This is a genomic window from Acaryochloris sp. CCMEE 5410, assembly GCF_000238775.2.
Taxonomy (GTDB): domain Bacteria; phylum Cyanobacteriota; class Cyanobacteriia; order Thermosynechococcales; family Thermosynechococcaceae; genus Acaryochloris.
In genome coordinates this window covers 1,116,146-1,139,377 of sequence record NZ_AFEJ02000002.1, presented here as the reverse complement: position 1 = coordinate 1,139,377, position 23,232 = coordinate 1,116,146, and the positions used below count along the sequence as shown (strand labels likewise).

Genomic DNA, 23,232 nt, shown 5'->3' with positions numbered 1-23,232 from the left:
ACCCCCACCCATAACCTAGCGCCTACCATGATCCACCTCTACACGTATACAACCCCCAATGGACGCAAGCCCGCCATTCTCTTGGAAGAGCTAGGGCTGCCCTACACCCTACACAAAGTTGACTTGGGAAAGGGAGAACAGTTTAGTCCCGAATTTGTGGCCCTCAATCCCAATAGTAAAATTCCAGCCATCAAAGATGAAGATACAGGTGTGACCGTTTTTGAGTCCGGTGCCATCCTCATTTACCTGGCGGAAAAAACTGGAAAATTATTACCCACTGATGCTGCGAGTCGGGCTCAAGTGATGGCATGGCTGATGTTCCAAATGGCAGGCGTCGGCCCGATGTTTGGCCAACTGGGGCATTTTCGCCGATCCGCTCCAGAGTCGATTGAATATGCGATTAACCGCTATGAACAAGAAGCGTTACGCCTAGTGAAGGTTCTAGATCGACAATTACAGGAGAGGGACTTTATTGCTGGCGATTATTCCATTGCAGATATTGCTACCTATCCCTGGGTGGCTGCCTATGAGTATGTGGGACTCAGTTTAGACCTCTTTCCCCATGTTCAAGCTTGGCTACAGCGAGTGGGGCAAAGACCAGCAGTGCAAACCGGAATGGCCATCTTAACCCCTGAGTTTAAGAGCGATTTGGCTCAGTGATCTATTTGAAAACCCTTCCTCCAAAGAACCCACAAACGCTGTTCTGTTAACCAAATGATAAGCTGAAGCCGACTACACTTTCCTACTCATCTATGTCCGTGTCAAAAACACCTCGGAAACCTGTTCGTGAGCGCATCCTAGATACTGCTTGCGAACTGTTTTACCGTGAGGGTATTCAGAATGTTGGCATCGACCGGATTATTGCTGAATCTGGTGTGGCGAAGATGTCTCTCTACAACCATTTCAAGTCCAAAGATGCCTTAATCGAAGCATTTCTGCGTCAGCGAGATCAGCAATGGCGAGACTGGTTTGTCACTCGTGTTGAAGAACACAGTGCTGACCCCAAACAGCGACTCTTGAGCTTGTTTGATGTCTTGCAAGAATGGTTTGAAAGCCCCAATTTCCGGGGCTGTGCCTTTATTAATGCCACAGTTGAACTAGCAAATCCCCATCATCCTGGTTGCCAAGCGGCTTTAGACCATCAACTCGCGGTCTATCAATATATTTTTGATTTAGTGAAGGCAGAAGGTCTGGAACCCGCCGAACCTGTTGCTCGGCAGCTGTTGTTGCTCGTCCAAGGTGCCATCGTGATTGCCATGATGCAAGATCGTCCCCAAGCAGCCGCTGAAGCTAAAAGTGCAGCGACTCTATTGCTGAATAGTGATGGGAGCTAATTGATATTTCAAGTCATCTGTCAAGGCGATTAATGAGTTAGTGAAAAAGAAGCAAGATTTGTATTTATTGATAAGACTAGAAAAAATCCGCCTAGAATTTAGTGAAGCAATGAATAGCTAACGAATAATTATTTCCCAGTATTAATTTTTTAAGGTAGTAAAATAAATTCAAATCAATAATGTGATTTATATTACATTTTTAATACCTCAGATGTTGCGAAAAATACGAATAAATAGTCAGTGATGGCATAGAATGGTCGAGAAAATTTTCGCCATAAGTATCTGCAGTATTCTTGTAATCCATATGTGAGTCTTCCGAAATATTAGGTATAAAACTCACATGTAGACCAATTTAGAGATGCTGCTTATGCCTGTGCAAGGGTATGACATGTTCTATAAAACATTCGTAGATAATAAAAATGAAATCTCGGTAGCGAATAAGCTGCGTCGCCAAAGATTCCAGATTTTCATGGATATGATTGAGGGACTTGATCGCCCCATTCAAGTCCTTGATATAGGTGGTAGGCCAGGATTTTGGGAAATGATGTTCTCTGAGTTCGATATCAAGGATGATCTGTTTATCACTTTAGTTAATATTGAGAAACACAATATTTCATCAACCAATATTCAATCAGTAACGGGTGATGCTAGGGACTTATCTCAGTTTGCTGACCAACAATTCGATATTGTTTTCTCCAATTCCACCATCGAACATGTTGGAGATTATGATGATCAACACCGTATGGCACAGGAAGTTAAGCGCTTAGGAAAGCGATACTTTATTCAAACTCCCAATAAATTCTTCCCGATTGAACCTCATTTTGCTTTTCCACTATTTCAATTTCTGCCGGTTTCAATGCGAGCATGGCTTGCCCATAATTTTGCGATGGGTTGGCGCACAAATCCCATTGAGGACTATCAAGCTGCTGTAGATGAAGTAAGTAGTATTCGTCTATTGTCTCAGAATGAATTTCAAAATCTTTTCCCTGAGTCTAATATCTATCAAGAGAAGTATCTGGGGTTAAATAAGTCGTTTGTTGCTTATACCCAGACCGCTAACTATAGGGCCACAAATCTGGTTAATGTTTAACTGTGTTTTTTCCCAGGATCGTTTTTTTGGAAAAATGAGTTAATCATGCCGATCTGTAGGTCTGTCTCTATGGATAGTGAGGTTGGTCGATGGACAGTCTTACAGTTGCAGGAATTTTATGACTGCACTTTTCAGTAATGACTCGTTGAGAAGGGCTTGTATATTTTGAAACCATGTTCCTTCACGTAAACATAAACGCCTTGAAGAGTTACTTGCTTGAAGATCAACGCGGGCATAATTCGGTTGTGTGACTGCCCGACCCCAGAAGCGCTTGGATCGTCAAATATTACAATGGATCTTCTCTGCACGGGCATTACCCTTACTTCGCGGTTGAAGACATTAGTGATTTTAATAGTGTGAAAACAAATTTTAGGTGCAATTAAGGGCAACCTGGCACTAATCTGCTTCAATCAAATACCCACAGCGATGCTCACCGTTAACTAGCCAGTGGGTGCGTTCCACCTGGCAGTCTTTCAGGGCAATGGCAAACATTTCCAGCTCATTGTCACACACGCTTGGAAAGGTCTCAGCCACCTGAGAAATCGCGCAATTATATTCCGTGAGGATAAACCGCGTCGCTTTCATAGGGTCAGCATCTTCGGGAATCGGGTAGTATTCAGCCATATAACCCTCGGCTTCCCGCAGCTTCACTAGCTTGGCTACCCGTTCTGCTAAGGTACCAGGGCCTAATTTTTGTTGATATTCCAGGGCTTTGCGCTCCCACTGTTTGCGGAGAATCACCCGCATTTGGTCTTTACCAACGGTTTCTGAGAGGGTATCGAGTAAATCGATCGCAAAGGTATCGTGGTGATCTGGGAAGCGATCGCGCCCCGCTCGACTCAACTGATACATATGTTTGGGGCGTCCAGTACCTGCATGGACGCTCTCAAATAGAATAAGTCCTTCTGATTCTAGGTCTTTGAGATGACGGCGAATGGCTTGGGGCGTCACCTGTAGCTGCTCTGCTAGTTCATGGGTATTGGCTTGCCCCTGCTTGAGCAAATGCTGAAGGATATCTTGTTTTGTGGAAGAGGCGGTGTTCACAATTGAGATGTCCAAGCAGCAATCAACATTGGTTTTTGAAGGGCCAATCCCAAGAAGCGGTTTAACCTATTACAACAATTTCTCTCGACTTTGACAACATAAATGTTGCTAAAGTACTCTATGATGGTGTTGAACAACAAAAATGTTGTTTTATGATTATACACGCGCGCCACTTGCTCTGAGAGAACACACCCCATGACCGCATCCGTTGAGAATCTGGTTAATCAACCCTACAAATACGGCTTTGTCACGGATATTGAAGTTGAAACTATTCCCAAGGGACTGAGCGAAGATGTGATTCGCTTGATCTCTGCCAAAAAGGAAGAACCGGCTTTTATGCTGGAGTTTCGGCTCAAGGCCTATCGCCAATGGCTAAAAATGAAGGAGCCCACTTGGCCCCACGTCAACTATCCGGCCATCGATTACCAAGACATCACCTACTACTCTGCTCCTAAAGAGCAGGAAAAGAAAAAGAGTTTGGATGATGTGGATCCGGCGCTGCTAGAAACCTTCGATAAACTTGGCATTCCCTTATCAGAGCAAAAGCGACTCAGTAATGTGGCTGTAGATGCGGTCTTTGATAGCGTCTCTGTGGCCACCACCTTTAGAGAGCAGCTAGCCAAAGAAGGGGTGATCTTCTGCTCCATTTCTGAAGCCCTCAAGGATTTTCCCGATTTGGTGGAGAAATATTTGGGAAGCGTAGTACCCATTAACGACAATTTCTTCTCTGCCCTCAACTCGGCAGTCTTTAGTGATGGCTCTTTTGTGTACATTCCTAAGGGTGTGAAATGCCCCATGGAACTGTCCACTTATTTCCGCATTAATACCGAAGGGGCGGGACAGTTTGAGCGCACCCTGATTATTGCTGAAGAAGGCAGCCAGGTCAGCTATTTAGAAGGTTGTACCGCACCCATGTTCGATACCAATCAGCTCCACGCAGCGGTGGTAGAGCTGGTGGCCTTGGATGACGCCGATATCAAATACTCCACAGTCCAGAACTGGTATGCAGGTGACGAGAACGGCAAAGGCGGTATCTATAACTTTGTGACCAAACGGGGCCTATGCGCGGGTAAGAACTCCAAGATTTCCTGGACCCAGGTAGAGACGGGGTCAGCAATTACCTGGAAATATCCCAGCTGTGTGTTGGTGGGTGACAACTCAGTGGGTGAGTTTTACTCTGTAGCCCTGACTAACAATAAACAGCAGGCCGATACGGGCACCAAAATGATCCATGTGGGCAAAAATACCCGCAGCACGATTATTTCCAAGGGCATTTCTGCAGGTCGCTCTCAAAATAGCTATCGCGGTTTGGTGCGGATGGGGCCGAAGGCCGATGGCTCCCGCAATTACTCCCAGTGTGATTCCATGCTGATTGGCAGTGATGCCGAGGCCAATACTTTTCCCTACATCCAGGTGCAAAACAACAATACAAAAGTGGAGCATGAAGCCTCCACCTCCAAGATTGGAGAAGACCAACTCTTCTACTTTGCCCAGCGGGGAATTTCCGTAGAAGATGCGGTATCGATGATGATTAGCGGCTTCTGTCAGGATGTGTTTAATCAACTGCCGATGGAATTTGCCGTGGAAGCCGATCGGCTCTTAAGCCTGAAGCTAGAAGGAAGTGTGGGATAAGGTTTCCCACCTAAGCAGTACTAGACGTTAGACGCAGTTAGAGGTTCAGGCGTGATTATTGACAATAGCGACGTGATTCTGTCGGTCCGTAATTTGACGGCCGATGTGGATGGAACTCCGATTCTGAAGGGGTTAAATCTGGAAATTAAGGCGGGAGAAATCCATGCCATTATGGGTCCGAATGGATCGGGAAAAAGTACCTTCTCAAAGGTATTGGCCGGGCATCCCGCCTATACGGTCACTGGCGGCGAGGTCATTTACAAAGGGCAGAATCTACTGGAACTAGAACCAGAAGAACGGTCCCGCTCCGGTGTATTTCTCGCCTTTCAATATCCCTTAGAAATTCCTGGGGTGAGTAATCTGGACTTCCTGCGGGTGTCCTTTAATTCCAAGCGTCAGCATGAAGGTCTAGAAGAGCTAGATGCCTTTGATTTTGATGATTTGGTGCGGGAGCGCTTAGACGTGGTCAAAATGGACCCGGCCTTCCTGGATCGCAGTGTCAATGAAGGCTTCTCTGGTGGTGAAAAGAAGCGCAACGAAATTTTGCAGATGGCCCTCCTAGAACCGACTTTGGCGATCCTGGATGAAACGGATTCTGGCCTAGATATTGATGCCCTGAAGATTGTCGCCAATGGCGTTAACCAACTGGCTAAACCTGAAAACGCCACCTTAATGATTACCCATTATCAGCGCTTGCTGGACTATATTGTTCCTGACTTTGTGCATGTGATGGCCGAGGGCAAAATTTTGACCACGGGTGGTAAGGAACTGGCCCAAGAGTTGGAAGCCAAAGGCTACGACTGGGTGAAAGCAGAAGATGTGGCTGAGGTGGCAGTCTAATGACCGTAGAAGTAAACCCCGAAGCCGTCGCAACCCTTTCCGCGGCAGCCCAGGATCGGCAAGCCTATTTGACCCATCTTCTCGCTCAGCGGCCCAACCCGAAGGGACTAGAAAAAGTGCGAGCAAGTGCCCTCAGCATCATTCAAGAGCGAGGCCTGCCCAGTAACCGGGATGAGGACTGGCGATTTACAGATCTATCGGGTCTGTACAAAACTGCTTTTACTGCTCCTACTGCTGCGTCGCTCTCCCTAGAAGAGATTGCCCCCTTTATCTTGGCAGAAGCCCCGGTACGGCTGGTGTTTGTGAATGGCTGGTTTGCTCCTGATTTATCTGAGATCGACAACTTACCTGCTGGATTAAGCGTCAGTACCTTAGCCGATGCAGGCAATCTACCTGAGCTGGGTCAGCAACCGGGCATGACGGAAGTCTTTACGGCTCTCAATACCGCTAGCTTTGCCGATGTTGCCGTATTACGCATTGCTAAAAATCAGGTGATTGAAGCGCCCATCCATCTGCTGTATTTGACCACAGGGGATACACCGATCGTCACCTCGCCTCGGGGGCTGGTGGTAGCTGAAGCCAATAGCGCAGCCACTTTAATAGAAGAATATACGGCGGTCAAAACAGCGTCCTACTTTACGAATGCGGTGACGGAAGTGAGCCTGGGGCAAAATGCGCAGCTTCACCACTATCGGATTCAGCGAGAGGCAAAAACAGCTTTTCATATCGGTACAACGGCGGTGTCTCAGGATCGCGATAGTCGCTATGCATTAACTAGCCTCAGCCTAGGGGGACAGATGTCTCGCCATAACCCCGTGGTGGTGCCTACAGCGGAACAGACGGATACTACTCTCAATGGATTGACCTTAGCGGTGGATCAGCAGGTGGCCGACACCCATTCTGATCTATCCTTTACAAGTCCCCACTGTACAGCTCAGCAGTTGCATAAGTGCATCGTCGATAATCTTGCCCGGGCGGTGTTTAATGGCCGAGTGTTTGTGCCCAAACTGGCTCAACAGACTAATGCCAGCCAGCTCAGCCGCAATTTGTTGCTGTCGGCCAAGGCGCGGGTGGACACCAAACCGCAGCTAGAAATTATTGCCGATGACGTTAAGTGCGCCCACGGAGCCACAGTTAGTCAGCTGGACGATGAAGAAGTCTTTTATCTACAGAGCCGGGGGTTAGACCGCAATAGCGCTTGCGATTTGCTGGTGGAAGGGTTTGCGGCGGAAATTATTGATCAATTGCCCATTGCTGAACAGCGCCAGACTTTGCTGAACGCTGTGTTGTCCCAAATACGTTAGATTCGTGATTCTGCACCTATGATTGCCATCCAAGAAAAGTCCCTAGCCCTTCAGGTCCGTCCTGACTTTCCCATTTTGCATCAGCAAATTCAGGAGAGTCCCTTGGTCTATTTGGATAGTGCGGCGACCTCTCAGAAACCGACCTCTGTCTTGGCGGCACTGCAGGATTATTACGAGCGGGATAATGCCAATGTACACCGCGGGGTCCATACCCTCAGCAGTCGGGCCACGGATGCCTATGAGGGGGCACGAGACAAGGTGGCTGCCTTTGTCAATGCGGCGTCTCGGCAGGAGATTGTCTATACCCGCAATGCCAGTGAAGGGATTAACCTGGTGGCCTATAGCTGGGGAATGAATAATCTCAAGGCTGGGGATGAAGTCATCCTGACGGTGATGGAGCATCACAGTAATTTGATTCCCTGGCAGTGGGTGGCTCAGAAAACTGGAGCGGTGCTCAAGTTTGTGGAGCTGGATGAGAATCAAGCCTTTGATTTAGAGCAGTTCAAAACTCTGGTAAATGACCGCACCAAACTAGTGGGGGTGGTGCATGTCTCCAATACTTTGGGCTGTGTGAATCCGGTGGAAGAGATTGTTGCGATCGCACACCAATACAATGCCAAAGTGCTGATCGACGCCTGCCAAAGCGTCCCCCATATGCCCATCGATGTCCAGAAGATGGACTGCGATTGGCTGGTGGCTTCTGGCCATAAAATGTGCGCCCCCACAGGCATTGGCTTTCTCTACGGCAAGCTGGATTTGCTCCGCAGTATGCCTCCGTTCTTAGGCGGCGGTGAAATGATTGCCGATGTATTCCTAGACCATGCCACTTATGCGGATTTACCCCATAAGTTTGAAGCGGGCACCCCTGCCATCGGTGAGGCAGTGGGCCTAGGGGCAGCGGTTGATTACTTGAGCCAAATTGGTATGGACAAGATTCATGCCTATGAAGCGGAGTTAACGGCTTATCTGTTTAAGCGGCTGCGGGAGATTTCTGAGGTGCAGGTTTATGGTCCTCAGCCTCATGCAGACGGGACAGGTCGAGCGGCATTGGCTTCCTTTACGGCAGGGGATGTACATCCCCATGATTTGTCGACGATTCTGGATCAAGCAGGTGTAGCTATTCGGGCTGGACATCACTGTACTCAGCCGTTGCATCGGCATCTGAAGGTGTCGTCTACGGCCAGAGCAAGTCTCTATTTTTACAATACTCGCGAAGAAATAGATACGTTTATCAACTCACTTAAAGAAGCTGTAGAGTTTTTCGGCAGTATCTTTGGATAAGTGCAAGTGAGCTGTAGCGTTTATGGTTGCCCTCGTTCAGATTTAGCAAATCAAAGTTCCTCCGGGTCAGCAGGGTTTGCTGAATAGGATTAACTAAATATTGGTAAGCCCCCGGCTCTGCCGGGGAGACTCTGGTAGGTTTTACCGGGTGCAACGGTAGAAAATTCTCCTTGCAGTTTTCTCGCAAGGCGAAAGAAATGTCACCTAAGAAGCTAAATCATACGACTTGGGATTGCAAATATCACATTGTATTCATTCCTAAGCGTCGTCGGAAAGTTATATATGGTAGTCTTCGCAGTCGTTTAGGCGTTTTATTTCGGGAGCTGGCGGAACAACGTGGTGTTGAAATTTTGGAAGGTCATTTGTTACCAGATCATGTTCACATGTGTATGATACCAAATCCGATTTATATAACTCCGATATAATGCATAATTAAAGAATGCCAAGAAAACTGTATCTAGAACCTCATTTTTCGCCTGACGAGCTGAAGTCTCATTATCGAGCCAGCCAAGACCCAGTAGAATCGCGCCGCTGGCATCTGCTGTGGCTCGTCAGTGAGCAAACAACGCTAACTCAAGCAGCCCAAGTGGTCGGTCTCAACTACGATTACGCTCGAGAAATCGTCAGGGAGTATAACCACAATGGCGCCCATGGGTTACGCAACCGACGCAAAGATAAGCGACCTCATCAATCTCGCAGTCTTCTGACTCAAGACCAATGTGCACAATTGTTGACTCGTCTACAAACCCCACCCGCCGACGGTGGTCTATGGAACGGCCCCAAAGTAGCCCAGGTCATCGCTCAGATGACAGGAGTCGATAAGGTTTGGCCCCAACGCGGTTGGGACTATCTCAAGCGATTGGAGCAGTCCCTGCAATGCCCACGTCCTCACCACCGTAAAGGTGAACCAGAGGCCCAAGCCGCTTTTAAAAAAACTGCCTAAGTACAAAGCAGAATTGGAGCGACGCTACCCTAATGCTCAGGTCGAAGTTTGGTCCTTTGATGAACATCGTTTAGGCCTTAAACCCATTATTCGAAAGATTTGGGCGCCTGTGGGTCAGCGTCCAATTGCTGAGGTGGACCATCGCTATGAATGGACCTATCTGTATGGATTCGTTCATCCCGCAACTGGCAATACCGAATGGTTCATTCTGCCTCGGGTCAATGGAGAATGGTTTAATCAAGCCCTACAAAGCTTTGCTCAGCAAGTTGGAGCGGGAAAGCACAAACAGATTCTTCTCGTTCTGGATGGAGCCGGATGGCATACCTGTAAGAATCGGGTGGTGCCACCTGGCATTCATCTGAAGGTTTTACCCCCCTATTCTCCAGAGCTACAGCCCGCTGAACGGTTGTGGCGGCTAGCGGATGAACCACTGGCCAATCGATGCTTTGAGACCCTGGATGAGTTGGAAGATGTGCTCGAGCAGCGCTGTCGAACTTTAATGACAATGCAATCAGACATTCAAGCTCTCACTCACTACCATTGGTGGCCAGCTTGACAGATAAGATATTTCGGGGGTTAATGAGTCGGATTTGGTATGAGTATTCCACCAAAGCATCCAGTCTCAGGGGTGGTGGGTTTTATGAAAGGTAAGAGTGCCATAGCAATAGCGCGTCAATTTATGGGAAAGCGTCGGAATTATTCAGGCGAGAGCTTTTGGGCGCGTGGTTATTATGTGTCGCCAGTTGGTTTGGATGAAGGAGTAGTTCGTGCCTACATTCGGAACCAAGAGATAGAGGATGAGCGAATAGAGCAGTTAAACCTACCGATGAGTTGATGATACAGGAGTGCCCCTTTGGGGCTAATCCACTGGCCCCTTTCAGGGGCTAACAATGATAAGCCTCCGGCTCTGCCGGAGGTAATTTAACTCGCACCTGCCATGGCCACAATTTGCCCTTGCAAATATGCATGCTTAATGGGACTCACCCGTTCAATTTCTAAATAGTCTTCGGGGGTGAAGTAGGCATAACTTTTAGCAAGGGGCATCGTTCTCGCTTAAATATCCTTGGGGTGCGCTTACCCGTTGGTTTATTCACCCATAATAGCGAGAGTTCAGCTGACTGTAGTTGATGATGGGAGATGGACGATCTTTGTGTATTGGGGTTGCGATCGCTTGAGGAAAGCCCGTTAAGAGGGTTTAACTCTGATTCAAAATCTGGATCAGAGTTTCTCCAATAGCCTTACAACCTAAGACCGTTGTACCTGGCGATTGAATATCCCCCGTCCGATAGCCTTGAGCCAACAAAGTCAGCACCGCAGACTCAACTTTATCCGCCGCTGAAGGCTGATCTAATCCGTAGCGCAACATCATCGCCACACTCAGCACTTGAGCCAAAGGATTTGCCTTATCCTGACCCGCAATATCTGGGGCAGACCCATGGACGGGTTCAAACACTCCTGGGCCATCTGCACCTAAACTGGCCGAGGGCAACATGCCAATACTGCCGGTAAGCATTGCGGCAATATCCGAGAGAATATCGCCAAAGAGATTACTGGTAACGATAGTGTCAAACTGTTTGGGCCAGCGGACCAGCTGCATGGCGGCGTTATCTACATACAGATGAGAGAGTTCTACATCAGGATATTCAGAGGAGAGATCAGTGATGCGATCGCGCCACAGTTGCGACACTTCTAATACATTGGCTTTATCCACTGAACAGAGCTTGCCACCCCGTTTTTGGGCGGTTTCAAAAGCGACTCGACCAATCCTATCAATCTCAGCCACCGTGTAGGCCATTGTATTGACGCCGCGTTGCTCACCTGTTTCGGTGCTAAATACCCCTTTGGGTGAGCCGAAATAGACGCCGCCTGTCAGCTCCCGCACCACCATAATGTCAACGCCTTCAACCACCTCTGGTTTGAGACTGGATGCATCAATCAGCTGGGGCAAAATTTGAGCAGGCCTAAGGTTAGCAAACAGTTCCAGTCCTGCCCGTAATCCCAAAAGTCCAGTTTCAGGTCGGAGGTGACGGGGCATCGTATCCCATTTATAGCCCCCAATCGCAGCCAAAAGCACGGCATCACTCTGCTTGCAGGCATCTAAAGTTTGTTTGGGTAGCGGGTTCTCTACCGCATCAATCGCTGCCCCTCCAATCAATGCCTCATTAAATTCAAAAGTCAAATTTTGCTGCTGCCCCACAACCTTGAGCACATCGACGGCTACGGCCATAATTTCCGGGCCAATACCGTCTCCTGGCAACAGCGTAATTCGATAGGACTGAGTCATGATTGTTTCGATCAAAAGCGCACAGGCTATCTATCATATGACGCAGCAATCCCCAACACCACAGAACTTGAAAATCTTCATGACTCCGTTCCTAGCAATTGAGGAAGAGGATTAGCTGGCTCTGTTGACTTAGCGATCAGGCGGTTCAACCATGGGCGGATCAAAGATCACATCTTCGTAGATCGCCGCCATTTCACCTTCGTAGTTAACGCTACTCAATGTGAAGGTTTCACTGGTAGCAGTGTAAGTCTCCAAAACCCATTGGCCTTCACTCCGTCGAAAGCATTCGATTCGCTGTCGTCTGGGATTAATCAATACGTATTCTTGCAAACTCTCAAGAGTCTGATAATCGGCAAACTTATCTCCCCGATCAAAGGCTTCAGTTGAGGCCGAGAGGACTTCTACAATCAGGCAAGGAAATTGCTTGTAGGTCGCCGTTTCCTGATCTCGGTTGTCACAGGTCACCATGACATCAGGATAGAAAAAACGGTTGTTCTCGTTGATGCGCGCTTTCATATCTGAGATATAGACTCGGCATCCAGAACCTCGCAAGTAATTGCGTAAGATGGCAAATAGATTGCCTGCAATGGTGACATGGGCATCTGATGCACCTGCCATTGCATAGACTGCACCATCCCGATACTCATGCTTAATCGGACTGGCTTCCTCATAAGAGAGGTATTGTTCTGGGGAGAGATGGACTTGTTCTGGGGAGGCAACCATGTTTTCAAGTTGGGTCAAGCAAGTTAGATCTCCCATTTAGAATAACGTGCTATCTTCTGGCGACAATCAGAATTAACAAAAGACAGAGACTACATCACAACTTCTAGAATAGAAAAGAGTTGGTTCCTTATTGCTCTCCATCAACGGAAGTGATTTATAGATGTTATCTGAACCCCTTATTCTCAATGTTGAAACGGTTCACCTTAGCGATGAGCAGTTTTATCAGTTTTGTATCGCAAACCGCGACCTGAGAGTAGAACGGACTAAAGCAGGGAGACTCGTACTCATGCCACCTGTAGGCGGCGAAAGCGGTAATCGTGAACTAGAGTTCGGCATTGATCTAGGTATTTGGAATCGTCAAACCCAGCTTGGCAAAGTGTTTAGCTCTTCTACCATTTTTAAGCTTCCTGGTGGCGGAGACCGTTCGCCAGATGCAGCCTGGGTTCAACAAGACCGATGGCATGCCCTCACCCTTGAGCAACAGCAAAAGTTTCCACCGATCGCTCCAGATTTTGTCTTCGAATTGAGATCTCGTTCTGATGCCATAGCTCCCTTAAGGGAAAAAATGGAGGAATATCTCGCCTGCGGGGTCCAGTTAGGATGGCTCTTCAACCCGCAAGAACAACAGGTGGAAATTTATCGCCAAGGTCACTCTGCTGAAGTTAGATCCTTGCCCACAACCCTTTCTGGAGAAGATATTTTACCTGGGTTCCAGTTATCCGTTGAACGGTTTGCAGACTGAAATTACAATGGCCACTTTTGTTCAAAACAATTACTGTAGAAATATCCCTCACTTCATCAACGGAGGTGCACCTATGTCGGTCATTGATTTTATCTCTACAACTGATCTGGCTTGACCCTTAGAGGTATTTGTTACCTTCCATCGTCCACCTGAAAAATGGAGGTGGATAAGATTTTTATGCCTCTGGGTGTCTGGCTTATACCCATAGACACTTTAGGCATTCCCATGAATTTAGATTTACTGGGCTGGAGCGACGATCTTGCTCTCAGCTTTGCTCCGTTTGCAGCCCAACAATTCCAGGTGGGTCGAGTCGCCCGTCAGCATAAGCAGCTTTACACCCTTTATACCGAAGTAGGAGAATTGGCAGCTGAAATCAGCGGTAAGTTTCGCTATCAAATCCAGAGCACAGAAGATCTGCCCTGCGTCGGAGACTGGGTCGTAATTTCTGCTGCAGGCCAGACTGCCACGATTCAGCATCTGTTGCCTCGGCGTACCTTATTTTCTCGTAAGGTGGCCGGAGGGACGACGGAGGTTCAACTGATTGCCGCTAATCTGGATAGCGTTTTTCTAGTCTGTGGATTAGACCATGATTTTAATGTGCGGCGGATTGAGCGCTACCTGGTGATGATTTGGGAGAGCGGTGCCCGTCCGATCATTATCTTAAATAAGGTCGATATTGGTGAGCAGATTGAACAGCGCCTCTTTGACTTAGAAACCATTGCCTTGGGCATTCCCATGGTTCAAATCAGTGCTTTGCATAATCAAGGTCTGGATGAATTAAGCCCTTGGCTGCAGCCGGGAAAAACCATTGCCCTAGTGGGTTCCTCTGGGGTGGGGAAATCCACAATAACCAATCAACTTATGGGGGAACAAATCCAGGCGGTGCAAGCAGTGCGGGCAGATGATAGTCGTGGACGCCATACTACCACCAGCCGTCAACTGATCTGCTTACCCTCCGGGTCCATTTTAATCGATACTCCGGGGTTGAGAGAACTTCAGCTGTGGACGACGCAAACGGGGGTTGCCAATGCGTTTAACGAGATTGAAGCCCTAGCAGAGCACTGTCGGTTTCGAGATTGTCAACATCAGCAAGAACCAGGCTGCGCCGTGCAGGCGGCTTTAGCGAGTGGTCAGCTCGAGGCTCAGCGCTTGCAAAGCTACCAAAAACTCCGCAAGGAAGAAGCCTATCTGCACCGCAAGCAAAATCAAAAAGCGCAGATCAACACCAAAGCTCGCTGGAAAAAGATCACTAAATCCATGCGGCAGCGACAGAAAAATCAATGGCAGTGAGATCCAGCGTAGGGGCTGTGATGAGGACTAGGACCTGGGGTGATAGTGATCATTGTTCCGTTTATTGAAATCCCACACCCTGAAAGGTATATGCATCTGACAGGGGAGCAGCCCATGCCTCAATATCGACAGAATTTACCCCAATTATCGAGCGACGTTTTTTTGACGGATGGAGGGCTGGAAACCACTCTGATCTTTCATGAGGGCATCGATTTACCTGACTTTGCTGCCTTCGATTTATTGAAAGATAACCAAGGTTATGAAGCCCTTTACGAATATTTTCAACAATATGCTCAGCTTGCTCAGACCTATGAAGTGGGCCTAATTCTAGAAAGTGCAACCTGGCGGGCCAATCCAGACTGGGGAACCAAGCTTGGGTATGATGCCGCCGAGTTAGCTGCTGTGAATCGAAATGCGATCGCACTTCTCCATACCATCCGCCAACAATACGAAACCGAAGCTAGCCGCATGGTCATTAGTGGCTGTATCGGTCCTCGGAGAGACGGGTATCAAGTCGATACGGCCATGACTCCTGCTGAAGCTCAGGTATATCATCTGCCCCAAATTGCAGCGTTTAAAGAGGCCGAAGCCGATATGGTTAGTGCCGTCACCATGACCTATACCGAGGAAGCCATTGGCATTACCCGGGCGGCCCACCTAGTTGGTATGCCCGTGGTTATCTCCTTTACCGTGGAAACCGACGGCAAGCTACCAACCGGACAGAGTTTGAAAGATGCGATCGCACAAGTTGATGCAGCCACAGGCAATGGACCGATTTATTACATGATCAACTGTGCCCATCCGTCCCATTTCGAGCAGATATTCGCAACCAACGAACCTTGGCTGACTCGCATTCATGGGCTCCGGGCCAATGCCTCCACCAAAAGTCATGCAGAACTGGATGAAGCGGTCGATTTGGATGATGGCAATCCCCAAGAGCTGGGTCAGCAATATTTAAATTTAAGTGATGCTTTGCCTAACCTAAATGTCCTCGGTGGATGTTGTGGCACCGACCATCGGCATATTGAAGCCATCTGTAAAGCCTGTCTACCAGCGCGGTTAGCCGTCCATGCATCCTAAGCCTGATCCCCTCATAGCCCCTATGGTCGTCACTCCAGACAAATTTCAATATGGTAATCATAGACATGAACCCTTTCACTAGCGTCCGGCCATGAGTACCGATCAGTCTCTTCCTCAACTCCCCTGCATTCTCCGATATAAAAGAGAGGTTGCAGTGGTCTTTATGTTGTTAGGGGGGCTGAACGTCGGTTTGGGGATGTGGCTTTTATTTTTAGGCGAGTTTCAATTCCCCCTGATCTTAGGATGTCTCATCGGTTACATTGGTTTTGGCTATTTCACCAAACCCATTGCGGCCATTCATCCGGACCACGTGGTGTTGTACAACATGTTAGGAAGAGAGGTTAGATCCTATTCCCTTGAAACCTTTAGCGATTTGCAGCTCCAGGGGCGGCAACTGTATGTTCAGCAAGGAGACGCCTTGAAGAAAGTGAGACTGTCTCCGTGGATCATTCACGCTAAAGATTGGCAGAAACTGGAAACCATGATGCGATCGCAACCTCAACTCCAAGCCAAATAAGGGAGCCGTTTCGTCGTTGCTTCAATCTGTTTGACCTGCCCCAACAATTGACCGCAGGCATCCCAAGTACCAGACAGCATCATCTGTCGAGGGCCTTCGCCCATATGGATGGGATGGGACACATCCCCCCAGGTCACAGTCATTTGGTCTAGATTAATTTGCACCGACGTCCCAGGATGCTCATTCAGATGGGATTGCAGTTGTTGCACCACATCAGCAGCAGCCGTAACGCAGGGAATACCAATTGCCACACAATTCCCAAAAAAGATTTCGGCAAAACTCTCGCCAATAATCGCCTGAATCCCCCATTTTGAAATCGCTTGGGGGGCATGTTCCCTAGACGAGCCACAGCCGAAATTACCATTAACAACTAATACCGTTGCCCCTTGAAATTGGGGTAAATCAAACGGATGCTGTCCACCCGTTTGTTGGCGATCATCTGCAAAGACCTGTTGTCCCAAGCTGTCAAAGGTAACGCATCGCAAGAATCGGGCAGGAATAATCCGATCCGTATCGATATCGTTGCCAGTCAAGGGAATACCAGCGCCAGTATGGGAATGAATTTGGCTCATGATTTGGGGTAATGACAGATGAGGTCGGTCTTTATTCTGACATCATTTCTACCGATGACGTCAAAGAAATCAACCGGTCAGCCTGGGGGACGTGGGTTTTATGCTGATGGGTATTGAAGACCAGCCCCATCAGAAAAAGTTGTCTACGTCAGACTTTATCCTCAAACATTGGCCCGCCAGGTGTGACAATTGAGTGTCTTAGCTAAACCTATATTTCACCAACCTCTAAGAGAAGAATAGCCCGTAAATCTTCAAGTTTTTAGAGAAAAGAAGGTCTAAACTCCGCCGTTATCCGTGACATCAAGGGCGAGAGTCACCCGTAAACTGTGGATGTAGTAAATGCATCGGAATATGCAGTTGTTGAGTTAGCTAAATTCTGCCCAGTCATGGATATAGCCAGCATCGTCTTTCGCACGTAGATCTTTTTGGGTCATTGAAGAGCCTTAGGGATATGAATCTTTCAATCTCAATATTTCAACCGTATTTATAAGCATGAATTTGTTCTCGGGTTAAGAAAATGTAGGCAGAGCATGAACTTTCTTAGATTAAATTTATACTTTTGGGGGAAAATACGTATAAAACTGAAATAGTGACGGATCAAGATAAAAGCATGTGCATTTGAGCAAAGTCACGATTAACCGAGAATATTCGGAGGCTACCCCATACTAAATTTGAAAAAATATGGGGAACACTAGTTTTATGAGGCAGGGACACTAGCTAAACACATGTTAAAAGCATTCTACAAAGCCCAGGTCTATAAGAACGTGATGGAAGAGCTGGTCGAAGAAGAAATCGACAGACAGACTCGCAACTTTAAACCTGAAACCGCCAAAGCTCTAAACCGCATTGATGTCGTATCCTACGCTCTCAATCGGTTGCCTCCCCTTTATGCATCTAGCCAAGAAGGGGTCTATCGGCAAAAACAGCGAGGGCAACAACAATTTGGTCAACGCCTCCGGGCTGCTGTCCATCAATCCTTAAAAGTGGTTGCTCAGCAGCCTACACGGGTGACGACTCCCCTTCTTCCCCAAGAAGAAGTCGAAGCAGAGATGCATATTGCCAGAATGGCCCTAGAGGAATTGGCTGACTCCATGACGGATCTTGAGTTGGACGGTTAAGTCTCTTTCTCTCTATTCCCTTGAATTGTGGTTGCTATTAGGTCGGGCTCTAATTCTTGCCAGCTATTATCGCTCAATCCCTTCGCTATTTTATCTAGACAGATAAAAATAAGAGAACAATTTTTTACAGACTAAAAGGCTCATGGCAATTTTGCCATGAGCCTTTTAAATTTATATATACTTTGCAACCACAAAAAAATATTTCTAGTTAATTTTACGGTGATCCGTTAAGACCCACGCGGGGAACTATAAATAGTAACGATCTTTAGTAAGACCGTTAACCTAAGTGGAAAAATAAAGTTTGTAGAGTTGATCGCAGGGATAACTGAAAGCAGACAAAGGATAGAGATAGTTACAGGTAACGTGGCCCATAGAGAGCCAAGAGAAGAGTACGATAAGATCTTCTACTCACTCTGAATAATAAGGGAACTCTGATCATTCAAGTTGAGATTTCTTCAAGCATGAACAGAAATAACCGATTATTACTTAATGTGTCATATCCATATCTTAGTTAACGTAGATTTCTACACTTTTCTTAGCATTCTCTCCACTGAATAACTCCCACTTATGACCCAATTTCCTCTGTATCAGTGATGCAGAGTTCACCAAACCGTTGTGTGTTGAGAAGGAAAAACAATACCCATGGCAGCAACTATGAGTGGCAAAATCTCAAATAAGCTGAACGTAGCGGACTTGCTCAGCCAGCACGCTAATGCCAAAAAAGATGGTTGCTTAGTCGTTTCTAACGGCGCTATCAATTGGTTTTTTTATTTGGAAGAAAGCCAGTTAGTTTATGCAACTTACTCAGCTGACCCCTTGGACTTATTGGATAACCATTTGCGACGACTCAGTCGTCAGGTTCCTTCCCTCAATAGCGAGGTGCGGACTCAAGTCAGAATTAACTTCAACGACGACTCTTCCGAGCAAATCTGCCCGGATTATCAAGCCATTTCTTGGTTAGTGAGAACCAACCAGCTAAAGCCTGCCGAAGCGGCAACCTTGGTAGAAGGCATTGTCATCGAAATTCTAGAATCCTACCTGCTGGTGTCCGAAGGAACCTTTAAGTTCTTACCCAAATCGGCTCACCTGCCTGTATATGCTAAGCAAACCATCCCTCCCTTAGTGCAAAAATGCCAGAAACGTTTGAATGCCTGGCAGGCTTTAGGTCCCATGGTTTGGTCGCCCCATCAGCGGCTCTACTTTGCAGAGCAGAGTCCGGGCGCTGCCAAATTATCCCCCAGCAAAGTCCAGCAGTTACAGAAAATTCTGCGAGGATTTAGCTTCCGCCATCTTGGAGTGCTGCTCAACCTCGATGAACTCCAACTAGCTCAAAACCTCAATTCTTTGATTGTAGACAAAGTGATCTTGCTGCAAGATCCACAGCCCCCCTTTAATCAGTTACCTCGATTGGCCGTCGGGGCTGTTAGCAGCACTCCCCAGGCAAGCGGAACCCAGTCCGATAGTGATGCTGCATTAGGAAATATTGGTTCCAGCGATATTGGCCAGAAGAGCTACACCATTGCCTGTGTGGATGATAGCCCCGCCATTCTCAACACCATCAATCGATATCTGCAAGATCAAAACGTTTCGGTCGTCATGATCAGCGATCCGGTTAAAGCCTTAATCCAAATTATGCGAGCTAAGCCGGATTTGATTTTGTTAGATGTCGGTATGCCGTGGGTGGATGGTTACGAGCTTTGTCGCCTGATCCGCAAGAATTCTCAATTCAAGAAAATTCCGGTAGTGATGGTCACAGGAAACACTGGGTTAATCGACCGAGCCAAAGCTAAAGTTGCTGGAGCTACGGACTATTTAACTAAACCATTTACCCAAGCTGATTTACAAAAAATGGTCTTTCGCCACTTGACCTGATCGATACCTACAGATGTATTTTTCTGGGAAAGGGGCACTCTGAAGGTATCAGATAAGGCCATGTTTACGAGCTTACTTTGATTAGTTTTAGGAGCAATAACAAATGAGAACTGTTTTAGTAGTGGATGACGGTCCAGCCGAACTAGAACTAATTTGTAGTTATTTACGAGAAGGCGGTTATACCGTCATCAGCACAACTGATGCGAAGGATGCCTTAGCCAAAGCAGAATCTCAAAAGCCCGATCTTGTGGTAACTGATGTGGTGATGCCCGGCATGAGTGGATTCGAGCTCTGTCGTAGCTTGAAAAAGAATGAAGCAACTCAACAATTACCTGTCGTGATTTGCACCTCTAAGAATCAAGACTTAGACAAGCTCTGGGGTAAAAAACAAGGGGCAGATGCTTACGTTACTAAGCCCTTCACCCGCGAAGATTTGCTCCAAGCTGTTCAATCTGTTGTTTAAGCAATGAAACTGCCCACCTTAGACCTCCAAGCCTCGCCGTTACAAGAAGGATTAGGTGATCCTTACCTCAAGTTGCGGCTGAGTGATAGTGTGCCCGTTGCACTACCCATGGAGGCAGCACGGGAAGTCATTGTGGTACCTGTTGAGCAAATTTCGCCCATTCCCAATATGCCCACTTGTGTCCTGGGTCTTTTGAACCAGCGAAGTCGGGTGTTTTGGGTGGTGGACCTGTCCATTATGTTGGGTTATTCAGGTTTAATGACCAATGCCAGACAATATAACGTTGCCATTCTCCAGGTGGGTCAGGTGCCCCTAGGGTTAGCTGTACCCATTATCCAAGGTGTAACGCGGTTTCCCTCAGATACCATTCAGTCCCCCATTGGTACGGTTGCCCCCAATATTGCGCCCTATTTACGGGGGTGTTTGCCAGAAGAGAAAGAAATTCTATTGGTTCTGGATCCTGACGCAATTGTTAACTCATCCGTACTACAGCGTTAATACCAACAGGGGGAACGGTTTTGAAATATCGGAAAGACCTTATGTCAAAACTAACTAAAACTGATTGATCTGGAATCTCCCCCTGGAGAGAGCACTACAGCAATTTTATTTCTTTTAAAGTTCTTAAGAACTTAAATCTTCTATCCAACATTATCCGTATTCAGAGAGGCACGATTCCCCATGCATATGAAAGATCATGCAGATGATACAGCCACCAACAATGGTCATGGTGACAAAAATATTGTCCCCCTGGATCTAGAGCAGATGACCACTGGCTTAAACGATGCTTTCCCCCAAGATGCGGGGTCAGATGGGTCTAAAGCAGTTGCAGCCATTTCGACTAGCCCTGCCCCTAGTGCTGAACCCGTTCCAGAAGCCGCAACTGTAAAACCGCTACTTCAACGGTTGAGCCTCAAAGCAAAGGCCACGGTCCTTTCGGTCATCATTGGGGTTGTACCTGTGGCTGTAGTGGGTACTGCAGCTTATTTCTTTGCGAACCAATCGGTATCACAAAAGATTATTGCCAACAAGGAAACTTCTACAACCCAAATTGCAGCGAAAGTTGCCTCCTATATGCGGGAGAGATATGGTGATATTCAGATTATGTCAAGTTTGGATATTTTCATTGACTCTAACTTGCGAGGGTCTACCACTAAACAGGCGAAGCAAGCAGCCCTAGACAAGTTTATTGAAGCTTACACCATCTATAACAGCATTGCCTTTTTTGATTTGCAGGGGAATGTTCTCGCCCAGTCTTCCGGTAAAGCCTTAGGCAATCACGGCGATCGAAGCTATTTCCAAGCTGCTGTCAAAACTGGCAAACCCCATATTTCTCAGCCCCTGCTGTCTAAATCTTCAGGTATAATCTCGGTCTATACCGCTAATGTGGTGAAAGATAAAGCCACAGGCAAACCTATTGGTGTTGTGCGAGCTCGAATGCCAGTAACCTTCTTGGAAGATTTGCTCAAGGGCATTGAAAAACATGAAAATGGCTACCTGGTAGACCAAAACGGCAAACTGTTTGCGGGTTCGAATGAAGCCCAAGCGACCATTCTGAAAGCGAACCAATCGGGTCAACCTCTTGGTGCAGATGACCAGTTCTCCTGGTACAAGACCATTAAAGATTCCAAGACACCCACAAACAAAAGGGTTTCGGGCAAGTTGGAAACGATTGTGCCTTTCGAGTCTTTGAATAACTCGGACGATCCCTTCTTGAAAAATTTGCCGGACTTGGGCTGGAAAACCATTATTGAAACGGATGAAGGCATCGCGTTTAACGCCACTCAACAATTGTTGTGGACCATCCTTGGAGGTACGGTCCTAGCGGCGATTATCATTAGTGCGATTGCGGCGGTGATTGCGGAACGAGCCACTCGTCCGATTATCGACTCTGCTGACGCGGTGAACGCGATTGGACTAGGGGACTTGGACGCTCGGGTACAAGTCGCGGGTGAGGATGAGTTAGCCCAGCTGGGGAACAACATCAACCAAATGGCGGAGCAAATTCAGACGCTGATTTTGGAGCAAGAATATGCCGCTCAACAGGAACTAGACCGGCAGACTGAAACTGCAGAACAACAGCGGAAACAGAACGAGCAATTGCAATCTGATTTGCTGACCCTGCTAACCGATGTTGAAGCCGCTTCTGATGGAGACCTAACTGTCCGAGCCAACGTGGACGCCAGCGAAATCGGAATTGTGGGTGACTTCTTTAACTCCATTATTGAGAACTTGAGAGACATTGTGGCCCAGGTACAGGTTGCTGCGACCCAGGTGAACGAGTCGGTGTCGACCAGCAGTTCTTCCATTGTGGACCTGGCCGACGATGCGAGTTCCCAGGCCGAGCAGGTGGAACAATCTCTACAGTTCGTGGAAGACTTGACCCAAGCCGCCCAAGAAGTTGCAGATAACGCTCAGCAGGCTGCCGAAATTGCCAAAACAGCCTCTGAAACGGCGGTGAATGGTGGAGCCACCATGGATCAAACAGTGGCCAGTATTGACCAGCTGCGTGAAACCGTTGCTGAAACGGCGAAGAAGGTGAAACGGTTGGGAGAATCGTCTCAGCAGATTTCTAAAGCGGTTTCTTTGATTAACCAAATTGCGTTGCAGACCAACTTGCTGGCGATTAACGCCAGTATTGAGGCAGCTCGAGCTGGAGAAGAAGGTCGAGGCTTCGCGGTGGTTGCGGAAGAAGTGGGGGCGCTAGCGTCTCAGTCGGCAACAGCCACCAAGGAAATTGAGCAGATTGTGGAAAATATTCAGCTAGAAACTGCTGAAGTGGTCAACGCGATGGAAGTGGGTACAACCCAGGTGGTCGAAGGTACGCGCATGGTTCAAGATACCAAACAAAGCCTTGGCCAGATTGTGTCTGTGTCCCAACAGATTGCGGACCTGGTGCAAACCATTTCGGGTTCTACCGCATCCCAAACGGCGAAAGCCCAGATGCTGTCTAAGCTGGTTCAAAACGTGGCGAAGGTGTCTGAGAATACCTCCGCTTCTTCTCGCCAAGTGGCCGGATCACTGCAAGAAACGGTGGAAATTGCCAAGCAGCTTCAAGCTTCCGTGAGTACCTTCAAAATTAGCGAAGCCTAATTAGACGTCCAAT

At 47.6% G+C, this 23,232-nt stretch carries 22 protein-coding genes and 3 pseudogenes; 20 read left to right on the top strand and 5 right to left on the bottom strand.

All coding sequences use genetic code 11. The features are described from left to right. The first annotated feature begins 27 nt into the window (after window positions 1–27). The 3 genes from ON05_RS26075 (at window position 28) to ON05_RS26065 (ending at window position 2,424) form a co-directional block, all read left to right on the top strand. Window positions 28–660 (top strand): glutathione S-transferase N-terminal domain-containing protein, encoded by a 633-nt coding sequence (locus ON05_RS26075; RefSeq protein ID WP_010480931.1) that lies wholly within the window; start codon window positions 28–30, stop codon window positions 658–660. Window positions 661–752: 92 nt separating this feature from the next. Continuing rightward, entirely contained in the window at window positions 753–1,334 is a 582-nt protein-coding gene (locus ON05_RS26070; RefSeq protein ID WP_010480929.1) for a TetR/AcrR family transcriptional regulator, read from the top strand. Window positions 1,335–1,701: 367 nt separating this feature from the next. Beyond that, entirely contained in the window at window positions 1,702–2,424 is a 723-nt protein-coding gene (locus tag ON05_RS26065) for a bifunctional 2-polyprenyl-6-hydroxyphenol methylase/3-demethylubiquinol 3-O-methyltransferase UbiG (protein ID WP_010480928.1), read from the top strand. Window positions 2,425–2,820: 396 nt separating this feature from the next. Here the strand turns inward: ON05_RS26065 and sufR are convergent, their stop codons facing one another. Then, window positions 2,821–3,468, bottom strand: a complete 648-nt coding sequence (gene sufR / locus ON05_RS26060) for an iron-sulfur cluster biosynthesis transcriptional regulator SufR (RefSeq protein WP_010480926.1) — start codon at window positions 3,466–3,468, stop codon at window positions 2,821–2,823. Between the two features lie 195 nt (window positions 3,469–3,663). On the opposite strand from sufR, the gene sufB reads away from it, so the two are divergent. The 8 genes and pseudogenes from sufB to ON05_RS26020 all read left to right on the top strand — a co-directional run. Beyond that, window positions 3,664–5,100, top strand: coding sequence for a Fe-S cluster assembly protein SufB (sufB, locus tag ON05_RS26055; protein ID WP_010480924.1), 1,437 nt, complete (start codon window positions 3,664–3,666; stop codon window positions 5,098–5,100). A 51-nt stretch (window positions 5,101–5,151) separates the two neighbouring features. After that, window positions 5,152–5,940: a Fe-S cluster assembly ATPase SufC gene (gene sufC, locus ON05_RS26050; protein ID WP_010480921.1), complete on the top strand. Its 789-nt coding sequence runs from the start codon at window positions 5,152–5,154 to the stop codon at window positions 5,938–5,940. Then, window positions 5,940–7,244 carry a Fe-S cluster assembly protein SufD gene (gene sufD, locus ON05_RS26045; protein WP_010480918.1) on the top strand — a complete coding sequence of 435 codons (1,305 nt, stop codon included), beginning with the start codon at window positions 5,940–5,942 and terminating at the stop codon, window positions 7,242–7,244. Before sufC ends, sufD begins: the two co-directional genes overlap by 1 nt. Window positions 7,245–7,262: 18 nt before the next feature. After that, complete coding sequence (locus tag ON05_RS26040; RefSeq protein WP_010480915.1) at window positions 7,263–8,525, top strand: SufS family cysteine desulfurase; 1,263 nt, start codon at window positions 7,263–7,265, stop codon at window positions 8,523–8,525. Window positions 8,526–8,722: 197 nt separating this feature from the next. Continuing rightward, window positions 8,723–8,917, top strand: a pseudogene (tnpA, locus tag ON05_RS26035) (IS200/IS605 family transposase); the annotation flags it as partial. 47 nt (window positions 8,918–8,964) lie between these two features. Continuing rightward, window positions 8,965–9,468: a winged helix-turn-helix domain-containing protein gene (locus ON05_RS26030; protein ID WP_010482719.1), complete on the top strand. Its 504-nt coding sequence runs from the start codon at window positions 8,965–8,967 to the stop codon at window positions 9,466–9,468. Window positions 9,469–9,481: 13 nt separating this feature from the next. Continuing rightward, window positions 9,482–10,024 (top strand): IS630 family transposase, encoded by a 543-nt coding sequence (locus ON05_RS26025; protein WP_262562373.1) that lies wholly within the window; start codon window positions 9,482–9,484, stop codon window positions 10,022–10,024. A gap of 39 nt (window positions 10,025–10,063) precedes the next feature. Beyond that, window positions 10,064–10,303 (top strand): annotated as a pseudogene (locus ON05_RS26020) (transposase); the annotation flags it as partial. 89 nt (window positions 10,304–10,392) lie between these two features. On the opposite strand, the pseudogene ON05_RS26015 reads toward ON05_RS26020, so the two are convergent. From ON05_RS26015 to ON05_RS26005, 3 genes and pseudogenes are all read right to left on the bottom strand, one after another. Then, window positions 10,393–10,512 (bottom strand): annotated as a pseudogene (locus ON05_RS26015) (Uma2 family endonuclease); the annotation flags it as partial. Window positions 10,513–10,663: 151 nt separating this feature from the next. Beyond that, window positions 10,664–11,752, bottom strand: a complete 1,089-nt coding sequence (gene leuB / locus ON05_RS26010; protein WP_010474417.1) for a 3-isopropylmalate dehydrogenase — start codon at window positions 11,750–11,752, stop codon at window positions 10,664–10,666. Between the two features lie 129 nt (window positions 11,753–11,881). Continuing rightward, the gene (locus ON05_RS26005) at window positions 11,882–12,475 is read right to left on the bottom strand and encodes a Uma2 family endonuclease (protein WP_029315241.1); all 594 of its coding nucleotides are present in this window, start codon (window positions 12,473–12,475) and stop codon (window positions 11,882–11,884) included. A gap of 160 nt (window positions 12,476–12,635) precedes the next feature. Here ON05_RS26005 and ON05_RS26000 point away from each other — a divergent pair, with 160 nt between their 5' ends. The 4 genes from ON05_RS26000 (at window position 12,636) to ON05_RS25985 (ending at window position 16,104) form a co-directional block, all read left to right on the top strand. Continuing rightward, on the top strand, window positions 12,636–13,217 hold the full coding sequence (locus tag ON05_RS26000; protein ID WP_010474423.1) for a Uma2 family endonuclease: 582 nt from the start codon (window positions 12,636–12,638) through the stop codon (window positions 13,215–13,217). 225 nt (window positions 13,218–13,442) lie between these two features. Beyond that, a complete protein-coding gene (gene rsgA / locus ON05_RS25995) occupies window positions 13,443–14,507 on the top strand; it encodes a ribosome small subunit-dependent GTPase A (RefSeq protein WP_029315242.1) in 1,065 nt (354 codons plus the stop codon). Window positions 14,508–14,621: 114 nt separating this feature from the next. Next, window positions 14,622–15,587 (top strand): homocysteine S-methyltransferase family protein, encoded by a 966-nt coding sequence (locus ON05_RS25990; protein WP_010474427.1) that lies wholly within the window; start codon window positions 14,622–14,624, stop codon window positions 15,585–15,587. A 91-nt stretch (window positions 15,588–15,678) separates the two neighbouring features. Then, window positions 15,679–16,104: a hypothetical protein gene (locus ON05_RS25985; RefSeq protein ID WP_010474429.1), complete on the top strand. Its 426-nt coding sequence runs from the start codon at window positions 15,679–15,681 to the stop codon at window positions 16,102–16,104. Here the strand turns inward: ON05_RS25985 and leuD are convergent. Further along, window positions 16,086–16,676, bottom strand: coding sequence for a 3-isopropylmalate dehydratase small subunit (leuD, locus tag ON05_RS25980; protein WP_010474431.1), 591 nt, complete (start codon window positions 16,674–16,676; stop codon window positions 16,086–16,088). The two genes, ON05_RS25985 and leuD, sit on opposite strands and share 19 nt — an antisense overlap. A gap of 725 nt (window positions 16,677–17,401) precedes the next feature. Between leuD and ON05_RS25975 the strand changes: the two genes are divergently transcribed. From ON05_RS25975 to ON05_RS25955, 5 genes are all read left to right on the top strand, one after another. Beyond that, window positions 17,402–17,794 (top strand): late competence development ComFB family protein, encoded by a 393-nt coding sequence (locus tag ON05_RS25975; RefSeq protein WP_010474433.1) that lies wholly within the window; start codon window positions 17,402–17,404, stop codon window positions 17,792–17,794. Between the two features lie 642 nt (window positions 17,795–18,436). After that, window positions 18,437–19,666 carry a response regulator gene (locus ON05_RS25970; protein WP_010474435.1) on the top strand — a complete coding sequence of 410 codons (1,230 nt, stop codon included), beginning with the start codon at window positions 18,437–18,439 and terminating at the stop codon, window positions 19,664–19,666. A 103-nt stretch (window positions 19,667–19,769) separates the two neighbouring features. Beyond that, window positions 19,770–20,129, top strand: coding sequence for a PleD family two-component system response regulator (locus ON05_RS25965; protein ID WP_010474437.1), 360 nt, complete (start codon window positions 19,770–19,772; stop codon window positions 20,127–20,129). A 3-nt stretch (window positions 20,130–20,132) separates the two neighbouring features. After that, the gene (locus ON05_RS25960; protein WP_010474439.1) at window positions 20,133–20,627 is read left to right on the top strand and encodes a chemotaxis protein CheW; all 495 of its coding nucleotides are present in this window, start codon (window positions 20,133–20,135) and stop codon (window positions 20,625–20,627) included. A gap of 186 nt (window positions 20,628–20,813) precedes the next feature. Continuing rightward, the gene (locus ON05_RS25955; protein ID WP_262562372.1) at window positions 20,814–23,219 is read left to right on the top strand and encodes a methyl-accepting chemotaxis protein; all 2,406 of its coding nucleotides are present in this window, start codon (window positions 20,814–20,816) and stop codon (window positions 23,217–23,219) included. The last annotated feature ends 13 nt before the right edge of the window (window positions 23,220–23,232 follow it).